The sequence below is a fragment of the Halomonas sp. AOP25-F1-15 genome (genome assembly GCF_052378675.1).
In the GTDB taxonomy this organism is placed as follows: Bacteria; Pseudomonadota; Gammaproteobacteria; order Pseudomonadales; family Halomonadaceae; genus Vreelandella; species Vreelandella casei.
In genome coordinates this window covers 129,644-150,257 of record NZ_JBQSXV010000001.1, presented here as the reverse complement: position 1 = coordinate 150,257, position 20,614 = coordinate 129,644, and the positions used below count along the sequence as shown (strand labels likewise).

19 protein-coding genes are annotated in these 20,614 nt (G+C 54.1%); 4 read left to right on the top strand and 15 right to left on the bottom strand.

Features of this window, described 5'->3' with window-relative positions; all coding sequences use genetic code 11:
• Positions 1–122: 122 nt before the first annotated feature.
• The gene (gene acs, locus ACT3TF_RS00660; RefSeq protein ID WP_441686296.1) at positions 123–2,072 is read right to left on the bottom strand and encodes an acetate--CoA ligase; all 1,950 of its coding nucleotides are present in this window, start codon (positions 2,070–2,072) and stop codon (positions 123–125) included.
• A gap of 212 nt (positions 2,073–2,284) precedes the next feature.
• Positions 2,285–2,833: a SprT family zinc-dependent metalloprotease gene (locus tag ACT3TF_RS00655; RefSeq protein WP_441686298.1), complete on the bottom strand. Its 549-nt coding sequence runs from the start codon at positions 2,831–2,833 to the stop codon at positions 2,285–2,287.
• An 87-nt stretch (positions 2,834–2,920) separates the two neighbouring features.
• On the opposite strand from ACT3TF_RS00655, the gene ACT3TF_RS00650 reads away from it, so the two are divergent.
• Positions 2,921–3,580 (top strand): YecA/YgfB family protein, encoded by a 660-nt coding sequence (locus ACT3TF_RS00650; RefSeq protein ID WP_441686300.1) that lies wholly within the window; start codon positions 2,921–2,923, stop codon positions 3,578–3,580.
• A gap of 101 nt (positions 3,581–3,681) precedes the next feature.
• Here the strand turns inward: ACT3TF_RS00650 and ACT3TF_RS00645 are convergent, their stop codons facing one another.
• The 7 genes from ACT3TF_RS00645 to ampD form a co-directional block, all read right to left on the bottom strand.
• Positions 3,682–4,803, bottom strand: a complete 1,122-nt coding sequence (locus ACT3TF_RS00645; RefSeq protein WP_441686302.1) for a phospholipase D-like domain-containing protein — start codon at positions 4,801–4,803, stop codon at positions 3,682–3,684.
• 25 nt (positions 4,804–4,828) lie between these two features.
• Positions 4,829–5,551, bottom strand: coding sequence for a class I SAM-dependent methyltransferase (locus ACT3TF_RS00640; protein ID WP_441686314.1), 723 nt, complete (start codon positions 5,549–5,551; stop codon positions 4,829–4,831).
• A 5-nt stretch (positions 5,552–5,556) separates the two neighbouring features.
• Complete coding sequence (gene tsaB / locus ACT3TF_RS00635) at positions 5,557–6,303, bottom strand: tRNA (adenosine(37)-N6)-threonylcarbamoyltransferase complex dimerization subunit type 1 TsaB (protein WP_441686304.1); 747 nt, start codon at positions 6,301–6,303, stop codon at positions 5,557–5,559.
• A 125-nt stretch (positions 6,304–6,428) separates the two neighbouring features.
• Positions 6,429–7,082 carry an adenylate kinase gene (gene adk / locus ACT3TF_RS00630; RefSeq protein WP_441686306.1) on the bottom strand — a complete coding sequence of 218 codons (654 nt, stop codon included), beginning with the start codon at positions 7,080–7,082 and terminating at the stop codon, positions 6,429–6,431.
• A 269-nt stretch (positions 7,083–7,351) separates the two neighbouring features.
• Positions 7,352–9,415: a pyruvate dehydrogenase complex dihydrolipoyllysine-residue acetyltransferase gene (aceF, locus tag ACT3TF_RS00625; protein ID WP_441686308.1), complete on the bottom strand. Its 2,064-nt coding sequence runs from the start codon at positions 9,413–9,415 to the stop codon at positions 7,352–7,354.
• A 58-nt stretch (positions 9,416–9,473) separates the two neighbouring features.
• Positions 9,474–12,146, bottom strand: coding sequence for a pyruvate dehydrogenase (acetyl-transferring), homodimeric type (gene aceE, locus ACT3TF_RS00620; RefSeq protein ID WP_441686310.1), 2,673 nt, complete (start codon positions 12,144–12,146; stop codon positions 9,474–9,476).
• A 395-nt stretch (positions 12,147–12,541) separates the two neighbouring features.
• On the bottom strand, positions 12,542–13,123 hold the full coding sequence (gene ampD / locus ACT3TF_RS00615) for a 1,6-anhydro-N-acetylmuramyl-L-alanine amidase AmpD (protein WP_444625112.1): 582 nt from the start codon (positions 13,121–13,123) through the stop codon (positions 12,542–12,544).
• A 93-nt stretch (positions 13,124–13,216) separates the two neighbouring features.
• On the opposite strand from ampD, the gene nadC reads away from it, so the two are divergent.
• A complete protein-coding gene (gene nadC / locus ACT3TF_RS00610; RefSeq protein ID WP_444671379.1) occupies positions 13,217–14,071 on the top strand; it encodes a carboxylating nicotinate-nucleotide diphosphorylase in 855 nt (284 codons plus the stop codon).
• Between the two features lie 19 nt (positions 14,072–14,090).
• On the opposite strand, the gene ACT3TF_RS00605 is transcribed toward nadC, so the two are convergent.
• Positions 14,091–14,621 (bottom strand): GNAT family N-acetyltransferase, encoded by a 531-nt coding sequence (locus ACT3TF_RS00605; RefSeq protein WP_441686808.1) that lies wholly within the window; start codon positions 14,619–14,621, stop codon positions 14,091–14,093.
• A 125-nt stretch (positions 14,622–14,746) separates the two neighbouring features.
• Between ACT3TF_RS00605 and tsaA the strand changes: the two genes are divergently transcribed.
• Entirely contained in the window at positions 14,747–15,484 is a 738-nt protein-coding gene (gene tsaA / locus ACT3TF_RS00600) for a tRNA (N6-threonylcarbamoyladenosine(37)-N6)-methyltransferase TrmO (protein WP_441686809.1), read from the top strand.
• Between the two features lie 15 nt (positions 15,485–15,499).
• Here the strand turns inward: tsaA and purC are convergent, their stop codons facing one another.
• From purC to dapA, 3 genes are all read right to left on the bottom strand, one after another.
• Positions 15,500–16,216: a phosphoribosylaminoimidazolesuccinocarboxamide synthase gene (purC, locus tag ACT3TF_RS00595; protein ID WP_441686810.1), complete on the bottom strand. Its 717-nt coding sequence runs from the start codon at positions 16,214–16,216 to the stop codon at positions 15,500–15,502.
• A 32-nt stretch (positions 16,217–16,248) separates the two neighbouring features.
• Positions 16,249–17,232, bottom strand: coding sequence for an outer membrane protein assembly factor BamC (bamC, locus tag ACT3TF_RS00590; RefSeq protein ID WP_441686811.1), 984 nt, complete (start codon positions 17,230–17,232; stop codon positions 16,249–16,251).
• 74 nt (positions 17,233–17,306) lie between these two features.
• Positions 17,307–18,191: a 4-hydroxy-tetrahydrodipicolinate synthase gene (dapA, locus tag ACT3TF_RS00585; RefSeq protein WP_235040241.1), complete on the bottom strand. Its 885-nt coding sequence runs from the start codon at positions 18,189–18,191 to the stop codon at positions 17,307–17,309.
• A 293-nt stretch (positions 18,192–18,484) separates the two neighbouring features.
• Between dapA and ACT3TF_RS00580 the strand changes: the two genes are divergently transcribed.
• Positions 18,485–18,961 carry a peroxiredoxin gene (locus ACT3TF_RS00580; protein ID WP_441686813.1) on the top strand — a complete coding sequence of 159 codons (477 nt, stop codon included), beginning with the start codon at positions 18,485–18,487 and terminating at the stop codon, positions 18,959–18,961.
• A gap of 71 nt (positions 18,962–19,032) precedes the next feature.
• Here the strand turns inward: ACT3TF_RS00580 and ACT3TF_RS00575 are convergent, their stop codons facing one another.
• Complete coding sequence (locus ACT3TF_RS00575; protein WP_444671378.1) at positions 19,033–20,166, bottom strand: AI-2E family transporter; 1,134 nt, start codon at positions 20,164–20,166, stop codon at positions 19,033–19,035.
• Positions 20,163–20,441 carry a sulfurtransferase TusA family protein gene (locus ACT3TF_RS00570; protein WP_444671377.1) on the bottom strand — a complete coding sequence of 93 codons (279 nt, stop codon included), beginning with the start codon at positions 20,439–20,441 and terminating at the stop codon, positions 20,163–20,165. Before ACT3TF_RS00570 ends, ACT3TF_RS00575 begins: the two co-directional genes overlap by 4 nt.
• Between the last annotated feature and the right edge of the window lie 173 nt (positions 20,442–20,614).

Below are 20,614 nucleotides of genomic sequence, written 5' to 3'. Positions count from 1 at the left end.
AAGAAAAATTCATATCAACCAACACAACAGTGCCGACCTACTCGGGTCGGCACTGTTTAATTAAAACGGCGCATTACCGCCAATGTTATTAAAAGAATGTTGTTGAAAGAAAAATATCGCCGCTATTGATTCGCGCGATGTTCAATCAACTGGTCGACCACCGATGGATCAGCCAAGGTGCTGGTATCGCCTAACCCATCGCACTCGTTTGCGGCTATCTTGCGCAGAATGCGCCGCATGATTTTACCGGAACGAGTTTTCGGCAAGCTTGGCGCCCACTGAATGACATCCGGCGATGCAATCGGGCCGATATCTTTCCGAACCCACTGCGTCAGCTCTTTTTTGAGCTCGTCAGTCTCCTCGATACCGTCATTCAAGGTGACATAGATGTAGATCCCTTGCCCCTTAATATCATGCGGAAAGCCTACCACGGCCGCTTCAGCAACGGCGCTGTGTGCTACCAATGATGACTCAATTTCGGCTGTCCCCATGCGGTGACCAGACACGTTAAGCACGTCATCAACGCGCCCGGTGATCCAATAGTAGCCATCCTCATCGCGGCGGCAGCCATCACCCGTGAAATACATACCGTCATAGGTCGAAAAATAAGTCTGGATAAAGCGCTCGTGATCATTCCAGATAGAGCGCGCCTGCCCCGGCCAAGAATCGAGAATAGCCAGGTTACCTTCAGTGGCACCCTCAAGTATCTTGCCTTCATTGTCGACCAAGGCCGGCTTCACGCCAAAGAACGGTACGGTCGCAGAACCAGGTTTAAGCGGCGTGGCACCTGGCAGCGGGGCAATCATGATCCCGCCGGTTTCGGTTTGCCACCAGGTATCGACAATTGGGCAATTCTCATTGCCGATAACCCGATAGAACCATTCCCAGGCTTCCGGATTGATCGGTTCACCCACAGAGCCAAGCAGGCGCAGGCTGTCACGCTTGCTCGAATCCATAACGTTGTCGCCGTGCGCCATTAATGCACGCACCGCCGTGGGCGCAGTATAAAGAATATTAACGTTGTGCTTATCAACGATCTCGCCCATCCGACCGTGGGTCGGATAGTTCGGCACGCCCTCAAACATAAGGGTCGTCGCGCCGTTCGCTAACGGGCCATATACGATATAGCTGTGGCCAGTTACCCAGCCCACATCCGCTGTACACCAGTAAATTTCACCATCCTGATAGTCAAACACATACTGGTGAGTCATAGCGGCGTAGGTCAGGTAGCCGCCGGTGGTGTGTTTGAGTCCTTTCGGCGCGCCGGTAGAGCCAGAGGTATACAGAATAAATAGCGGGTCTTCCGCTCCCATGGCTTCGGCTTCGCACTCGCTTGACTGTTTGTCGACAAGCGCATCAAACCAAATATCACGACCATCGTTCCAGTCAATGTCGCCGCCGGTGCGCTTCACCACCAGTACGTTTTTGCATACGTCAGTGCCTTCGCGGGTCAGTGCGGAATCCACGTTTTCTTTAAGCGGCACGTGCTTGCCACCCCGTACCGACTCATCGGCGGTGATTACAAGTTTGGAGTCCGAACCAATCACGCGTTGGGCAACCGCATCCGGAGAGAATCCGCCAAATACCACCGAGTGCACCGCACCGATGCGCGCGCAAGCAAGCATCGCCATAGCGGCCTCAGGAATCATCGGCATATACAGCGTGACGGTATCGCCCCTACCAATCCCTAGCTCTTTTAGCGCGTTGGCTAGCTGGTTCGTACGTGCGTACAGCTCGCGATAGCTAATGCGCTTGGATTCATTGGGATTATCGCCCTCCCAAATAATCGCAGTTTGATCGCCACGCTTGTCTAAGTGGCGATCCAAACAGTTGGCGCTGACGTTAAGCAATCCATCTTCAAACCAACGGATATCGACGTTATCACGCGCAAAGGAAGTGTTTTTGATCTTAGTAGGTGCCTTAACCCAGTCAAGGCGCTGGGCCTGCTCTGCCCAGAAGGCTTCCGGATCGTCCAGCGACTGCTGATACATGGCCTCATACTTGGCTTTGTCGGCCCATGCTTTGGCGGCGAAATCGTCGCGCACCGGATAGACTTTCTGTTGATTGCTCATGACATTGCCTCTGTGCGTGAAAATGCACTTTCTAAATAAATGATCGTGCTAAAGAAACTGTCGTCGACATCTGTCTTTATGACGTGGGCTGAGTATTATCAGGCCTATCGACTGCCAATAAGGTTCCTCTAGCATAAACCTCCGTGAGCAAGCTTCCCTTTAGACATTGGTATTAAAAACTTTTACTTAAAAAACATATATTTACAATAGAATCAAAGCACATCTTCTGGTGCGTAGACCAAGGTCTTAACACAGTGTCGGCAGCGATACCCACGTCCGCTTGCCGCTAGCGCGTGGCGTCTTGGTGTAAAACGATGAATTCGACAGCCACACTGATAGCGATAAGGTGCCGACTGCGCCTGCTGAATATCGAACTGATGCGTCACACGTGGCGCCAAACCGAACAGATCCCGCATCACCGTTTTCCACTCACGTCCGTGAGGCTTCAAGCGTGGGCCATTATCTAAATGAAATACCAGCCAGTGGGCCATTTCATGTGGGATAACGTCATCAAAAAAAGCCGTGCGGTTTTCACTTAGCAGCACCGGGTTTAAGCGTAAGCCGCCACGGCTGAGATGCGCCTGGCCAGCGCAGGCGCCTCGTAAGTCAAACCAAACCTTCGGAGCGGGCAGCGGCGGGCATACCTCACAGCAGCGTTGCCACGCCTGCTCTACGCGCGTGCACGCGGCATGGTGCAAATCGGTTGTCGTCATGGCGGCCAGTTCGGCAGCAGGCCATGGAGGCAGAGGTATAGTACTCATTAGTGATAAACTAGCCGTAATAGGTACACGTTGATAGGGATACATAGTATCCGATGATGACCGATTCGCATTAATGAGGCTTTACTCATGGCAGAGCGTAGCGACACCCAAGAACCGAACACGCCACCGCACCCCCTGCTCGACGATGAGCAGTTGGATAGATTGGACGACTTCCTTGCTTCAGATCAAGTGGATGAAGACGCCCTGGATCTAATCTCCGCCCATGGATTCTTAGTCGCGCTTGCCGTCGCGCCTAGTGAGCTGCCGCCCGGCCAGTGGCTGGCCGAGCTGTTCCAAGGAGAGCCGCGTTACGCCGATGACGCCGAGCGCGATGAGATTATTACACTACTCACCCTGCTGCGTGACAATGCAGTGGCGGTATTGGAGCAAGGCGGCTTAACGGAACTGCCTTTCGAGCTGACGCTAGGCGGCGAACCTGCTGAAGACACCCCGATTGGCGACTGGTGTGCGGGCTTCATGGAAGGCGTTTTCAGCGATGAGAGCGCCTGGTTCCAGGACGATGAAGAGGCTGCGGCCACACTACTACTGCCGTTCATGCTGCTATCGGGCCTGTTCGACGACGAGCCAGACATGGTCGAACTAGCCAAGGACCAGCAGCGCCAAGAGTCGCTGGTGGTACAGCTGCCAGAGCTGGTGCTGGATCTTTACCTGCACTACCGCGTGCCGCCGGAAACGCCTAAGCCTAAACCACGCAAGAAGACGCCCGCTAAAGGTAAAAAACGCTAGGCGCTCTTGCAAACTTCCATGTGCTAATTTTCAAAGCGGGTTTCAAGAACAGGTCCCGAGAACAGGTCTCAAGAGCAGGCTTCAAGAGTCAGTTTCAAGCGCTATTTAAGACGCGTCACCATCGCATCTAGGACCCCATAGACCCACTCTTTGGCGCGCTGCCCCCAGGGGCGCGCTGCCCACGTTTTCGCATCCACTTCTTGGCTGGTGGCGAAGTTGCGCTCAAAAAGCTGGCGTACTTCAGTTGCCAGCCGTGGGTCCATTACCTCTTGATTGGCCTCGAGGTTCCAGTGCAAGTTCCAGTGATCAAAATTACACGAACCGATACTGACCCACTCGTCGGCGAGCACAAACTTGGCATGAATGAACGTCGGCTGGAACTCAAAGATGCGCACCCCGGCCTTAAGCATTGTCTGATAAAAACGCTGGCCGGCAAAACGAACGCCGGGATGATCATGCTTGGCACCGGGCAGCAGTAAGCGCACATCAACACCTCGACGCGCCGCTCGAACTAAGCGGCGGCGCAGGGCAAACGTTGGCACAAAATACGGCGTGCATAGCCATAGCTGCGTTTTGGCATTACTCACACGCCCGTGCAATGAATGGCGAATAGCTTGATAGCGATAGCCCCATGCCGACATCGCTCGCCCAGGCATGCCGTTAAGCTGCGCCCGCGGCTCGCGTCTTTCAGGCAGCCCGACCGCACGCTCGTCACCCTTTTCAGCGCGGGTTAGCCGCGAATACCACAGCCGCCGAAATAGCAGCTCCCAGTCAGCCACAACCGGGCCCTCAATACGCAGCGCAATCTCGTACCAAGCATTGAGAAACTCATCGACCGCACCAAAACCACCGGTAAACGCCAGCTCACCATCAATAACGACAATTTTACGGTGATCGCGGCTCAAGTTCAGGGCTAAAGAGTGAAAGCCTAGCGGGTTAAAAAAACGTAGTTGAACGCCGCCTTGCTTCAACCGCTGTCGATCAGCACGGGATAGCCCCATCGAACCATAGCCATCGAGTAGCAAACAGACGCAGACGCCGCGCCCTGCAGCGCCAATGAGCGCATCAATAGCTTGACTAGCAAGCTCGCCAGACTCCATCAGATAAAGTTCGACCAGCACATAGTGCTGCGCGGCATTGACCGCTTCAAACATGGCCGGAAGAAAGCGCGTGGCTTCTGGCAGCAACGTAAATTGATTTCCTTCCCGCCACGCATTATGCATGGGTACTCCTTGCGTTACCGGTGAGCTACCGTACTAACGAACGATGGACGTATAAATCATAGCGACTGGTTTTGCCTTCTAGCGTGTGCTGAGGTGCAGGCCCAGCAATAGGCGGCGCCTTGCGCGGACGCTTAACGACCACGCGATGAGTCGCCACATCCAGCGCTGCTTCAAGCAGCCGCGGGGCATCGTTATCATCACCGGCGAGCTCGCGAAACAGGCGCATCTCTTTTTTCACCAGCGCGGACTTCTCACGATGGGGAAACATAGGATCAAGATGTATGACCTGCGGGGTAAAACAGGCGCTGGCAACCAACTGCGCCAACGATTGAGCAGCATCGCCGTGTGCGAGCATCATGCGTGCAGCAATATCTGCTGTCTCGCTATGCTTCAATGCCCGCTTTAGGCCATCTTCCAGCAGCGCTGCAATCGCCGCTACCCGCTCAATTAACAGCACCTGTGCACCGAGGCTTGCGAGTACAAAGGCATCGCGCCCCAGCCCTGCAGTCGCATCAACAATACTAGGCGATACGCCTTTGCTCAGCCCGCAGGCTTTGGCGACTAGCTGACCACGCCCACCGCCAAAGCGGCGCCGATGGGCAGCCTTGCCCGCCGTAAAATCAACGCTTAGCGGCTTCCCGTAGCGAACCTCATCACCCACTAGTGCCAGCCCTTCATCGCCTTGTATTAGGCGCAAACCCGCTGGCAAAGCGATATTATTAATATCGCTCTCAAGATCACTCTGCACACCGATCACGCGGGCTTTTTCCAAGCAACGTCATTACGCAGATAAACCGGTTGAATCAAATGCGCCGCTTGGCCAAGCCCAGCTGCAAAGTCACGCGCCGCTAGCCATGCCATTTCTTCAGCGCGAGGCTCAAGGTCACACAAGTGCTGGGGCATACTAAGCTGCACATCGGTCGTGAAGCGTTCCCATAATGTAAAGCCGCTGCCGACGCCGACCCAGTCGGTTTCTCCGCAGGGCAGTCGCATCGCCTCTGGGGCTAACACGGCCTCCGCGCTCATCACCGTAATAGTGTCTTTCAGGCAATGCCACGTTGCGGCATAGATCTCGCCCATGCGGGCATCGATAGCCGTCACAACATGGCGCAGGTGATAGCGCCGGTGTGCCTGAAGGGCAAGGGCTTCCAGCGTAGAAATACCCAGGAGCGGGCGGTCCAAACCAAAGGCAAGCCCCTGGGCAGCACCCGCGGCAATGCGCAGCCCGGTAAACGACCCTGGGCCGCGGCCAAACGCTACGGCGTCAAGCTGAGCTGGGGTTACCTGCGCTTCGGCAAGCACTTCATCTACCATTGGCAGTAATCGACGCGTATGGGCTCGAGGCGTCATTTCAAAACGTGCCAGACATTCGGCCTCCGGATGTTCGGGCGTTAGGTTCTCGGGCGCTAGATGCCCAGTGTCAGAGGCGTCTTCTTGGCGAAGCAGAGCGACGGAGCAAGCGCTCGATGAGGCGTCAAGGGCAAGCAAATATAACGGCATAGCAAAGGGCCACTCGAAAGAAACATTGCGACATTATACCCACACCACGCTAACACGACGATGGCCCGCTTAAAGCGAGCCATCATCAAAGTTCTATGTATAGCCAATGTAGTGCGTTTTGCGACTTAGCTCAGCGCTTCTTTCACTTGGCGGGTAATGTCGCTCACACTGCCTACACCTTCAATACGGTGGTATTGCGGGGCGCTTTCAGCATCTTCCGTTGCCCATTGCTGATAGTAGTCGACCAGCGGGGCCGTTTGATCATGATAAACCGATAAACGATTACGCACCGTGGACTCTTGATCATCTTCACGCTGAATAAGCGCTTCGCCGGTGACATTATCTTTGCCCGGCTCTTTGGGCGGATTATGCTCAACGTGGTAGACACGGCCAGAGGCTGGATGAACGCGACGCCCGGCTAAACGATTGACGATTTCTTCATCGGGCACGGCAATCTCCACTACATGATCCAGCTTAACGCCGCCTTCTTTCATCGCGTCAGCCTGGGGGATCGTGCGTGGAAAACCATCGAATAGAAAGCCGTTTTCGCAGTCTGGCTGGCCAATGCGCTCTTTAACCAGATCGATAATAATGTCGTCTGATACCAAGCCGCCGCTGTTCATGATCTCTTTTACTTTTAGGCCCAGCTCAGTGCCATCTTTAATGGCCGTGCGCAGCATATCCCCGGTGGAAATCTGAGGAATCTTGAATTGCTCACAAATAAACTGAGCTTGAGTCCCCTTCCCGGCGCCGGGGGCACCCAACAGGATTAAACGCATGGCACTGCTCCTTGAAGTTTAAAAATATGAAAAAATGTATTACCCGACAATAACCGTGCCCACCAGACGACACAACTCCCCAAAAGCCTGAGAGACCCGTTTTTATTCCACTTTTTTAAATTAAAACAGCTAGGTGAGCACAAATAGCCGTTTAAAACTCTACTTTGGTCGCCTTTAGAACTGAAAATGCCAATATCTGCGCGACGCATTCAAACCAAACACAAGCGGCGCCCCGAGGGGCGCCGCTTGCGAAACTTTAATTCTATCGATTACAGAAGTAAACGACGAATATCAGTCAGTACGTCGGCCAAGAAGGCGGTGAAGCGTGCTGCATCAGCTCCGTTGATCGCTCGGTGGTCATAAGAGAGCGAAAGCGGCATCATCAAACGCGGTTGGAAAGCATTGCCATCCCATACCGGCTTCATCTGCGCTTTCGACACCCCCAGAATAGCAACTTCCGGCGCGTTGACGATCGGTGTAAATGCCGTACCACCAATCGAACCGAGGCTCGAAATAGTGAAGCAACCACCGGTCATTTCGTCACGCTTGAGCTTTTTGCTTTGTGCTTTTTTGCCCAGATCAGCCATGTCCTTAGCAATCTCAATCAAGGACTTTTTATCAGCATCACGCAGCACAGGCACCATCAGGCCATCAGGGGTATCAACAGCGATACCAATATGAACATAGTTCTTCCATACCAGCGTTTCGCCATTGCCCTTCAAGCTGACATTGAACTGCGGGAATTTACGCAGTGCAAAAGCACAGGCTTTGACCATAAAGGGTAGCGGCGTGAGCTTAGCCCCCTGCGCTTCGGCTTCAGCCTTCATGGCTTTGCGGAAAGCCTCAAGCTCGGTAATGTCCGCTTCGTCAAACTGCGTGACGTGAGGAACATTGAGCCAGCTGCGATGCAGGTTAGTAGCGCCCATCTTGAGCAGACGCCCCATCGGCTTCTCTTCCACTTCACCAAACTGGCTGAAGTCGACGGCGGGGATTGGCGGAATACCCGCGCCGCCAGTCGCCGCTGCTGCGCCTTGCGGAGCAGCTCCCTGATTGGCAATTGCCTGCTTGACGTAAGACTGCACGTCCTCTTTGAGCACGCGATCTTTCGGGCCGCTAGGCTTCACTAGCCCGATATCGACACCCAGCTCACGCGCCAGCATACGTACGGCAGGTCCGGCATGAACTAGCTTGCCATCACGGGGTTTGTGGGCCGCCATCTGTGCTTCAGGACTTGGCGTACCCGCTGGTGAGGCAGAGGCTTTATCGCTGGCTGGGCTAGCACTGCCTTTATCCTTTTCAGGCGCAGCTTTCTCAGGGGCGACCTTTTTCGGCGCGGCTTTTTTACCGCTGGCAGCCACTTCGATATAGCCAATCACATCGCCTTCAGAGACGGTGTCGCCCTCTTTAACGGTTAACTCAATGAGCTTACCTTTATAGGGGCTGGGCACGTCCATCGAGGCTTTGTCAGATTCCAGCGTAATCAGCGCATCTTCCACGTTGATTTCATCACCTGCGGCCACGCCAATTTCAATAATCGGCACGTCAGAGGCACCCGACATCTCCGGCACGCGAATTTCTTTGCGCTCCGGCTCGCCGCTTGTAGCCTCTTCCTGATCATCATCTTCGTCAGACGACTCTTCAGGCTCACTGCTGGCTTGGCTAGAAGCTTCCTCGTCAGAGGCTTCCTCAGTCTCTTCTTCACCGCCTTCACCCGCGACTTCCATCTGGCCAATAACATCGCCTTCGGAAACGGTATCGCCCTCTTTCACAGTGAAGGTAACGATTTTGCCACTATAAGGGCTCGGCACGTCCATGGAGGCCTTATCAGACTCCAAGGTAATCAGCGTGTCTTCAGCCTCTACTTCGTCGCCTTCACTTACAGCGACTTCAATAATTTCTACGCTATCAGAGCCGCCTAAGTCAGGCACTATGATATCGACCGCTTGCTTACCACCGGCCGACTTTTTAGCAGCAGGCTTTTGCTCTTGGGACGGCTTTTCAGCTTTATCTTCTTTCGCCGGTGCGGCCTCTGGCTGGCTTTCAGCGTCAGCATCTGGCTGCGCATCGTCGCCCTCGTCACCACTTTCGCCGCCGCCTTCAACTTCTAGCTCAACGATATCGTCCCCTTCGGAAACGGTGTCGCCTTCTTTGACCAACACTTTAATGACCTTGCCGCCTTTCGGGGCAGGCACATCCATGCTGGCTTTATCAGATTCCAGAGTGATCAGGGTGTCTTCCGCTTCAATGACGTCGCCTTCTGACACCGCAATCTCGATGATTTCGACATCGGCATCACCACCGATATCGGGAACTTTGATGATTTCGCTACTCAAGGTCGCGCTCCTTCCAAATCGGATCGAGCCGGTGGGCACTTGCCCACCGGGCAGCGGTTTAGCTAGTCAGCGGGTTAGGCTTACTGGCATCAATGCCGTACTTCTTCAGCGCTTCGCCGACAAGTTTGCGATCAATCTCGCCACGGTCTGCCAGCGCACGCAGCGCGGCGACGGTGACGAAGTAACGGTCAACTTCGAAGAAGTAACGCAGCTTCTCACGCGTGTCCGAACGACCGTAGCCATCGGTACCTAGTACAGTGTAGTCGCCCGGTACCCAAGCACGCACTTGATCAGCGTAGAGCTTCATGTAATCGGTCGAGGCAATCACCGGCCCTTCACGACCTTCCAAGCACTTCGTGACGTGCGGCTTGAGCGCTTCAGCATCTGGGCTTAGGAAGGCTTCACGATCTAGCAGCAGCGCTTCACGACGCAGCTCGTTAAAGCTGGTCACGCTCCAAATGTCGGCGCCAATGCCCCACTCGTTTTCAAGCAGCTCGGCTGCCGCTTCCACTTCACGCAGAATGGTGCCAGAACCAAGCAGCTGAACGCGGCCTTTGTCACCCTTGGTTTCGCGCAGCAGGTACATACCTTTGACGATATCGTCGGCCGGTACGTCTTCCAACACAGGGTGCTCGTAGTTCTCGTTCATCACGGTCAGGTAGTAGAAGCAGTTCTCCTTATCGGTGAACATGCGTTTCAAACCATCCTGAACAATCACCGCCACTTCATGCGCATAGGTCGGGTCGTAGCTACGGCAGTTAGGGATGAGCGACGCCTGAAGCAGGCTATGGCCATCTTGATGCTGTAACCCTTCGCCGTTCAGCGTGGTACGCCCCGCCGTGCCGCCGACCATAAAGCCGCGCGCCTGCAGGTCACCCGCCGCCCAAGCTAGGTCGCCAATACGCTGGAAACCAAACATTGAGTAATAGATGTAGAACGGCAATAGCGTCACATGGTTATTACTGTAGGACGTTGCCGCGGCGATCCAGGCAGACATGGCGCCCGGCTCGGTAATACCTTCCTCAAGAATCTGACCTTTCTGATCCTCGCGGTAGAACATGATCTGGCCTTTATCGACCGGCTCATATTTCTGACCTTCAGCGGTATAGATACCTAGCTGACGGAACATGCCTTCCATGCCGAAAGTACGCGCTTCATCAGGGATAATCGGCACAACATACTTGCCTAGCTTCTTATCCTTGACCAAACCGTTGAGTATCCGCACAAAAGACATCGTGGTGGAGACTTCACGGCCTTTCGAACCAACCATTTGCGAGGCAAAGGTCTTATCTTCCAGCGAAGGAATTTCTAAGGCTTCGAAATCACTGCGACGGCTAGGTAGGTAGCCATTCAAGCGTTCACGCTGAAGATGCATGTACTTAAGCTCGGGAGATTCATCATCCGGCTTGTAGTAAGGCACGTCTTTCAGTTGCTCGTCGGTCAGCGGAATGCCAAAGCGGTCGCGGAAGGTCTTGAGCGCTTCGTGTTCCATGCTCTTGACCTGGTGCGCGCCGTTTTCAGCTTCACCATCGCCGCTACCCATACCGTAGCCTTTTACGGTATGCGCTAAAATGACCGTCGGCTTGCCGTTAGAGGTATTAACCGCTTCGTTATACGCCGCATAGACCTTGAACGGGTCGTGGCCGCCGCGGTTGAGCTTCCAGATATCATCGTCAGAGAGATCTTTAACCATCTCTTCGGTTTCTGGATACTTACCAAAGAAGTGCTCACGGGTGTAGGCACCGCCGTTGGCTTTGTAGTTCTGGTACTCGCCATCGACCGCTTCGTCCATGCGGTTTTGAAGGATGCCTTTTTTATCCTTCTCGAACAGCGGATCCCAGTGGCGGCCCCAAACGACCTTAATAACGTTCCAGCCAGCGCCACGGAATACGCCTTCGAACTCGTCCATGACGCGAGAGTTACCGCGAACAGGACCGTCAAGACGCTGGAGGTTGCAGTTGATCACGAAGATCAGGTTGTCGAGGTTTTCACGGCCCGCCAACGAAATAGCGCCCAGCGATTCCGGCTCGTCACACTCGCCGTCACCCATGAAGCACCAGATTTTACGGTCGTGCATATCCTTCAGCTCGCGATGATGCAGATACTTCATCACGTGAGCCTGGTAAATCGCCTGAATCGGCCCTAGTCCCATCGATACCGTGGGGAACTGCCAGTAATCGGGCATTAACCACGGGTGCGGGTAAGAAGAAAGGCCATCGCCATCGACTTCCTGGCGGAACTTGTCCATCTGCGCTTCGCTTAGACGCCCTTCTAAGAAAGAGCGGGCATAGATGCCTGGTGCCACATGACCCTGGATATAAATCAAGTCACCGGCAAAATCATCTTTAGCAGCGCGGAAGAAGTGGTTAAAGCCTACGTCATACAGCGTTGCCGATGACATAAAGCTGGCAATATGGCCACCCAGGCCCGGCTTGGCGCGGTTATTGCGAATAACCTGCGCAATAGCGTTGTAACGAATCAAAGAGCGGATACGGCGCTCCATGAACAAATCGCCAGGCATCGGCGCTTCGCGATGAACCGGGATCGTATTACGGTGCGGGGTTGTCACCGAGAAGGGTACCTTCATCCCATCCCGGCGCAGACGATCCGCCAGGCGGGTCATTAGGTAGCGGGCACGATCTTCGCCCTCACGATCCAACACCGATTCTAAGGAGTCTATCCATTCCGTAGTTTCGATCGGATCGAGATCTTCTCTTGTCTTCAGACTCATAGAGGTCTCTCCGAATGACGATAAATGACAATAATCCCCGCTACCCGGTAGGGCCTGGGGCGGTGGTGTGGCATACCACTACGCACCAACATTCAGCCGGCAAATGGTTGCCGGATAGGTTTTCGCTCTACATTCAACAAGCTACGTACATCTTGATGTAGTAAAGCTACACAAATGTCGTAAAAGTTAGCCTTTTGTATAGGTGAAGATACCGCAAAGTCGCCACGCTGCCAATTCTAGATCAACGTAAAAGCCTATCGAAAACAAACTATTGCACTGCAACATAAGCATTTTATAGAACATCAGCTAGTATGACTAAATGCCTGCATCCTGTAATTAAACTACCGTTTTATTATTTAATTAATGAAGTACTTATATGGATGCGCTTATAAACGTTAGCATTTACCACACTCTGCTATCAGCCGATGAAAATACGCCCAATCAAATGCTGGGCCAGGGTCTGTTTTACGCAGTGGCGCAACATGCGCATGGCCGGTGATACGCCTACTATCCAGCTGCGGGTAGCGGCTCATTAACCACTTTGTTGCCCGTGCCAGCGCTTGATACTGCGCCTTGGTAAACGGTGTTACATCATCACCTTCTAGCTCAATACCCACTGAGAAATCGTTAAGCGTTGTGCGCCAAATAGTTTGCCGCGCATCCCACCAGCAAGAACGCCCTGCATGCCAGGCACGCTGATCGGTATCAACAAACTGGACGCACTCGCCATCGCGGCGTATCAACAAGTGAGCAGATACGCGCAGGTGGGCAATATCGGCAAAAAAAGGATGCTCATCGATTACCAGCTGATTGGTAAACAGCGCTTCGATCGCTGCACCGCTAAACTCGCCCGGCGGTAGGCTGATCGCATGAATAACCAGCAGCGACACCTCGCCGTCAGGCCGATTATCAACGTTAGGCGAGACGACTTTTCGTGCACTTCCCCACCAGCCGCTAAGCGCTTGTTGGTTTTCCACGCGCGGACCTCCTTTTCGTTAGCGCTCTCATTCACCGCTTTCTTTCATTATACTGGCCGCACACACTTGAAGACGCCCAGAGAACCCAACGCTATGCACTATCAATCTGCTCTTGCCGAAGAAATCCGCGCCAGCGCTGCTCGCCTGATAGCAGAAGACGTTGGCCCTGGCGATATTACCGCGCAATTAATCCCTGAACACCAGTGGGCCACGGCAGATATTATTACCCGCGAAGCCGCCGTGCTATGCGGCGCAGCCTGGGTGGACGAAATCTTTCGCCGCTTAGATAGCCGCGCAAGCTTAACTTGGCACGCCGCCGACGGTGATAAGCTTGAGGCGGGCCAGCGTTTCTTAACCCTAGAAGGTCCCGCCCGCACGCTGCTCACCGGCGAACGCGCGGCTCTCAATGTGCTGCAAACGCTGTGTGCCACGGCCACCGCCACACGTACCTATGTGGACCTGATTGAAGGCACCAGCGCACGCCTGCTCGACACTCGCAAAACACTGCCTGGCATGCGCCTAGCGCAGAAATATGCGGTTACCTGCGGCGGCGGCCACAATCATCGGCTTGGCCTGTGGGATGCATTTTTGATCAAAGAAAACCACATCACCGCCTGCGGTGGTATTCAAGCGGCGGTCGCCCAGGCACGACAGCTTGCCAGCGACCTGCCTGTGGAAGTTGAGGTCGAAACCTTTGAGGAGTTGGACCAGGCGCTGGCTGCCGGCGCCGATATTGTGATGCTCGACAACTTCGCCATTGAAGACCTTTACGTTGCGGTCGAAATTAACGGTGGCCGCGCCACACTGGAAGCCTCAGGCAACGTGGATGCCAACACGTTGCGGGCGATTGCCGACACCGGCGTCGACTGTATCTCTAGCGGCGCGCTCACCAAGGATATCGCCTCGATTGATTTATCGATGCGCATTACACGCAGCTATAGCGTGTAAGGACTCATTATGAATCGACCTACGTTTCAATGGCGCTAAGAGACTTTGATAGCCGGTAACGCTGGAGCCGCTCTCCACTGCGCTCCACCCACTGTTCGCCGTGGCTCTCCCAGCCGCGGCGCAGCAGGCGCTCATATAGCACCAGGCTCGCCTCTATCTCCACGCGCCCTTTGCCTTCTTCAAGCAACATTCGCTCTGCGTGGACAAGCAACGTCGCGCCAATGCCGCGGCCTGCTAATGACGGCCATACATAGAGCGTCTCAATTCGCCCTGTGGATAAGCCCAACTCCAGAAACCCGACGCACCGGCCATCGCAAGTAGCTACTAGCGTGGTATACAGCGCTTGGCGCACCGCCCACGCACTGCCCTCTCGTGGCAGGGCCTGAGCCCACGCACGCCTCTCGGAGAGCGTGTAATGAGCCGCCGCGCCCTGCATCACAGCATGATAAAAGACTTCAGCCTGATCAGCCGCGTCGCGTGCCAACGCTGCGCGATAAATCACTCGCGCGCCTGTGGGCACTACCGTTTTGTGCTCCTCGGTATTGGTCATACGTCACCTCTGAGCTGTTCGGCGTACATTTGAAAAAGGTTCTTTCGATAAAGGATCATTCGATCACACTTAATTTACCGGCCTGCTTTATACTACGCGGCCAGTTTCCAGTAAAAGGCAGTGTGATGGACGACGCCCTGCACAACGAGCATTTTACGCTATCTCCCATTGGCCATGTGGTGAGCGACTACCCGGACAAGTTCGGCATTCCGCGCCAGCCCGGGCTCGCACCAGCCTCACAGGCCAGACTTGTACTCACGGCCCCTTACAACGACCCGTTAACAGTGCGTGGCCTAGAAGATTTCAGCCATCTCTGGTTAACCTTCATTTTTCACCAGAGCCCTGAGCGCTGGTCGCCGTTAGTACGACCACCGCGCCTGGGAGGCAACAAAAAGGTGGGCGTTTTTGCCAGCCGCAGCACGCACCGCCCGAATCGCCTAGGGCTTTCACTGGTAGCTTTAACAGGCATTAACACTCAAAACGGCGTGACGCTGACGCTATCAGGCTGCGACTTGGTCAGCGGCACTCCGGTAGTGGATATAAAGCCCTACCTGCCCTGGGCCGAAGCATGTCCTGATGCGCGCTCAGGCTTTGCGCCTAGTACGCCGCCATTGATTGAAGTCACTTTCCATCCAACGGCCCTAGCAGCGCTTGCCCAACGGCAAGATGGCGTTACCTTACACGCACTAATAGAACAAGTGTTGAGACAAGACCCGAGACCAGCTTATCAGCAAAAAGGCGCTGCCTCTGGCCGCCTATATGGCGTGCGCCTGCGTGATGTGGACGTTAAGTTTCAGCCATACCAAAACAGCGAAGCCACCACACTAGAGGTGGTGGCTATCGAATCTTACGAGACGCCATGAAGCAATGCTGAAGATTTAAGCGGGAAACGTAATCCCCAGACGGCGGCCAACTTCTTCGTAAGCCTCAATCACACCGCCCAGCCCCTGACGGAAGCGATCTTTATCGAGCTTTTCACGGGTATTGGCGTCCCATAAGCGGCAACCATCCGGTGAGAACTCATCGCCCAGCACTATTTCACCTTTGAACACGCCAAATTCCAGCTTGTAATCTACCAGCAGCATATCGCCCTCTGCGAACAGTGCTTTGAGGACATGATTAACCTTAAAGGTTAATGCCTTCATTTGAGCTAACTGCTCAGGCGTTGCCCAGCCAAATGTCTCCGCTAGCGACTCGTTTATCATCGGGTCGCCTTTCTCGTCATTCTTCAAGAACAGCTCGAAGGTTGGAAGGGTAAGCGCTATCCCCTCTTCAATGCCTAACCGTTTAACGAGGCCCCCAGCGGCGATATTGCGCACGACACACTCGACGGGAATCATCTGCATCTTTTTAACTAAACTTTCCGTATCAGAAAGCTGCTTTTCAAAGTGGGTTGGGATACCGGCTTCCTGTAACCGCTCCATAATGAAGGCGTTAAAGATGTTATTGACCATTCCCTTACGGGCCAACGACTCCACTTTTTTGCCATCAAAGGCACTGGTGTCATCCCGAAAATTGAGCACCAACAAATCCGGATCGTCGGTGGTATACACAGATTTCGCCTTACCGGCGTAGAGTTCTTGGCGCTTTTCCATGGGGGCTCCGAAAGGGGGCAAGGGTAGTCAAATTAACGTAAATAGCCGGAAACACGCTCAAGCAGCTCGCGCTGATCATCGGCACTGAATGCACGTTCGCTGGCGTTGACAGCTCGCAGAACGGTCTGATCGCCATTGGATTGCAGCGCCAAGCGAATTTCTTGAGGCGTCTTGCGAACATCGCGGCTGAAGACAATTTGTAACGGGTTACGGTCACTCTCGGCTTTGGTCATATATTCGACTAGGAATGCGTAACCATTGGGGTCAGCGGCAAGCAAATCACGCTGGCCTTTCTGGGCAAAATCCAACTCGAGATAATGGTTCAACTCAGCCCACACGCGGTCTATTGACTGTGGAATAACGACTTCCCACTCGTCGCCCTGCTGGCGGATTTGTAATGTTTGCTCATCGGTAAGGCGCTGCGCAGTCCACGAAGAAGACACGCTCGCAGATGCACTGCGCGAGCTCAAATGGCTTTCCAATGCATCCAAGCAGCTTGCCATGGTTTGCCCGCCACGCTCACAGCGTACTTCACTGCTACCGGCGCGGAGTGCGCTTTGTAGCCGTATGTCCGCCTGGGATGTAACGATAATGCCCTGCGAAGCACTGCTGTCCTGCACGGCCAGTTGGCGGCTACGCACAAACTCTTCGAGCTGCGGCCACACGGTACCTGTATCAGCCGCGACCACTAGCCAGACTTGATCACCCACTTCGCGGCGCTCAACATACTCAGGCTCTAGCCCACTGCCAATCGTCAGTGACTGCGGAGGGCGAATATCGGCGACTTCACCAAGCCGTGTACCTTGGGAAGCGGCTTGTGGCACCGGTAGTGCGTCGCGGTAGCGCTGGGTATTACGGGTCTCTGGCAATACCAACGGCGGTGCCGAAGTGGCCTCGGTATAGTCCAGATTGCGGTCATCGTAAAAACCATCCCGCGCGCAGCCTGTTAGTGTAACGGCCGTTGCAAGAGCCAGCGGTATCCATTTAAGCGCACGTTTTTCAAGCACAGAGCTCATCAAGCCACCTTAAGTCAACAAATCAGGTATCCAGCGCCGCATGAGCGCGCTGGATAAAAAGGTATCGCGTCAGATTACTCCTCCACCACACCCGCGAGCTGAAGCGCTTCACTAACCGTGGCGTGATATTTTTCTGACAACCAAGTCATCGGCAAACGAATGCCCGCGTCGGCATAGCCCATGCGGTTCAATGCCCATTTTACCGGAATAGGATTGGACTCTATCCCTAGATTGGTATGCAGCGGCATCAGCAGCGTATTAATTTGATGCGCTTTATCGGCATCACCAGCGACAGCGGCCGCACAAAGGTCGTGCATGGCTTGGGGCGCAACGTTGGCCGTTACAGAAATATCGCCATGCCCACCCATCAGCATAAAGTCACAGGCGGTCGCGTCGTCACCGGAGTAGAGCATAAAGCCAGTGCCTTTGAGACGAGTGATTAGATCTTCCGCACGCTCGAGGTTCCCCGTGGCGTCTTTTAAACCAATAATATTATCTACTTCGGCCAGGCGTAAGACCGTTTCATTGTACAAATCGGAGCAGGTACGGCTCGGCACGTTATATAGGATCACCGGCAGTTTGCTGCCCTCGGCGACCGCTTTAAAATGCTGATAAAGGCCTTCTTGGGTAGGCTTATTGTAGTAAGGACAGACGGACAAACAGTAGTCGGCCCCTACTTCACCGGCGTAGCGCGCCAGCTCAACGGCCTCAGACGTTGCGTTGGCCCCAGTCCCTGCAATCACAGGAATACGGCCATTCACTTCTTCCACGACGCTGCGAATCACATCAAAGTGCTCCGCAAACGACATAGTCGTTGGTTCGCCTGTCGTGCCAGCAGCAACAATGGCATCGGTGCCATTCTCGAGATGGAAATTCACCAGACGACGAAGCGCCTCCCAGTCGATGTCGCCATTGACTTTCATTGGCGTCGCCAGGGCGACGATGCTGCCTGTGATCATCCGTTTATTCCTCACCAGCCAAAAATTGTGTTATCACCTATCGGCATATGTACCGAACTATATTTTTTCGACAACAAATGTTTTTTTTCGACAACAAGCGCTATGCAGAGCCACTGTATCAAGCAACCACATCGTACAGAGATGCAAATGGTACTCAGGCGACTCAAGCCTGTACAGCGCAAAACTGCGTGATTTTTCCGCTTACCTAGTTTGAGCTTTGACAACGCCCCTTGGCTTACGTGTAATCACACTCAATAATCGATCTTAACACCCATACTGAAAAAGGACGCATTATGCCTATTGAAGTCGGCCAACCCGTTGCAGATTTCGCCGCCACCGCTACCGGTGACACTACCGTGACGCTGTCGGCACTGCGCGGCAAAAACGTCATCGTTTACTTCTACCCGAAAGCCAGTACGCCCGGCTGCACCACCGAGGGCGGAGACTTCCGTGACCACAAACCGGCGTTCGATGCTGCCAACACGGTTATTCTCGGGGTTTCTCGCGATAGTCTGCGTGCTCAGGAAAACTTCAAAGCCAAGCAGGATTTTAATTTTGACCTTATCTCTGACCAAAATGAAAGCGTTTGCACGCTTTTTGACGTTATCAAGCTAAAGAAAATGTACGGCAAAGAACATCTAGGCATTGAACGCAGCACCTTCCTAATCGACAAAGACGGCAAGCTCGCCAACCAGTGGCGCGGCGTTAAAGTAGCGGGTCACGTCGACGAGGTGCTGGCCGCGGCCGAAGCGCTCAACGCGGCCAGCTAATTCGTAAAACCTGGTTGCGCCCGCGCGTTGACTACTTGAGCCACCTGGGCGGGCGCAACAGGCTATGCTACTTATTCTCTTGGGCCAGTGGCTTGCAGCACCTCATCCTGCGGCCCTCGGCCTTGCAAAACGATAGACTGATCACGCCCTTGTATACTGCGCGGCCAGGCGTAGACCAGCGCTTTAAGCAGCGTCGCCAGTGGGATCGCAAAGAACACGCCCCAGAAGCCCCAAATACCGCCAAAAAACAGTACCGCTACAATGATCGAAACGGGGTGAATATTATTCGTTTCAGAGAATAGGATCGGTGCCAGTACGTTGCCATCCAGCGCCTGGATGACGCCATAAGCCACCAGCACATACATGAACTCTTCACTAAAGCCAAAGTGAAAACCAGCGACTGCCGCAACGGGTAACGTAGCCACCGCCGCGCCTATATAGGGCACCAGCACTGAAAACCCTACCAGCACAGCGAGCAGCGCCGTATACGGCACGCCAAGAAGAGTGAATATAATGAACGTGACTGTGCCTACAATAATAATTTCGATGAACTTGCCGCGAATGTAGTTGGCTATTTGATTATCCATCTCACGCCATATCCGCGACAGCAACGTGCGCTTCTGCGGCAGCAGCGAAAGCATAAAACCTACCAATACTTTGCTGTCTTTCAGCATAAAGAAAACCAAAATCGGCACCAGCACCAGGTAAATAATCAGCGACATAATATTACCCAGCGAAGCCAACGATAGCGTTAAGGCACGCTGGCCCAGTTGGCTAATCTCACGACTGGCCACGCCTATCCAGTTCTGCATAAGATCCGGCGTGATAATATTCGGGTAGCGCGCCTGTAGCTCATCCAGCCAGCCCTGGCCACTCGCGAACATTCGCGGCGTCTCTTGCACCAGCCCTACCAGCTGATTCCAAATCAGCGGCATCAAAATAAACGCCAGCGTCAGCAATACGCTGATAAAGGCTAAAAAAATTATTATTACCGCGAGCAGATGCGGCACGCCTCGGCGAGTAAGCGCACTCACCACACCTTGCAGTAAAAACGCAACGACTAGAGCCGTAAAAAACGGCGCCAGCATGCGTCCGAACCAAATAATCGCAGCAAAACCGGCTACTAGAACCACCAGCAGAATGAGCGCTTCCTCATCAGAGAAGTAGCGCTCAACCCAGCTTTTTAGAATTGTGCGCAGAGTCATCGGTGCGCGTCTCCCGCTTTACGTATCCAGTAAACATAAACATCGTCACGCTGCTCTCGCCCTTCAAGCGTATGCGCGCTCTGCTCGGTGAATGACGCCATATCGCGCCACGAGCCTGCGTCGGTTGAACGCACCTCAAGCAGCTTTCCTGCTGACAGGCCGACCAAGGCCTGCTTGGCCTTTAGTAAAGGCAGCGGGCAGTGTAGACCACTAGCGTCTAGCACCGTGTCGGGCTGAAAGCCCCCCGTTGATTTAGGCCGTTCTTGCTTAGACATCGCCCCTCCTTTAAAAGAACCTGCATATTCGCAGCATTGTTGCATAGACTGTTATGTAGACTACTGCATAAACTGTCTATTTAACGGCTGATCTCATAGGCTATCGATTTAACGGCACTTCCCCGCCTTTAGCAATGTCACAGCTCTAATCAATACCACACTGCCACCACTGC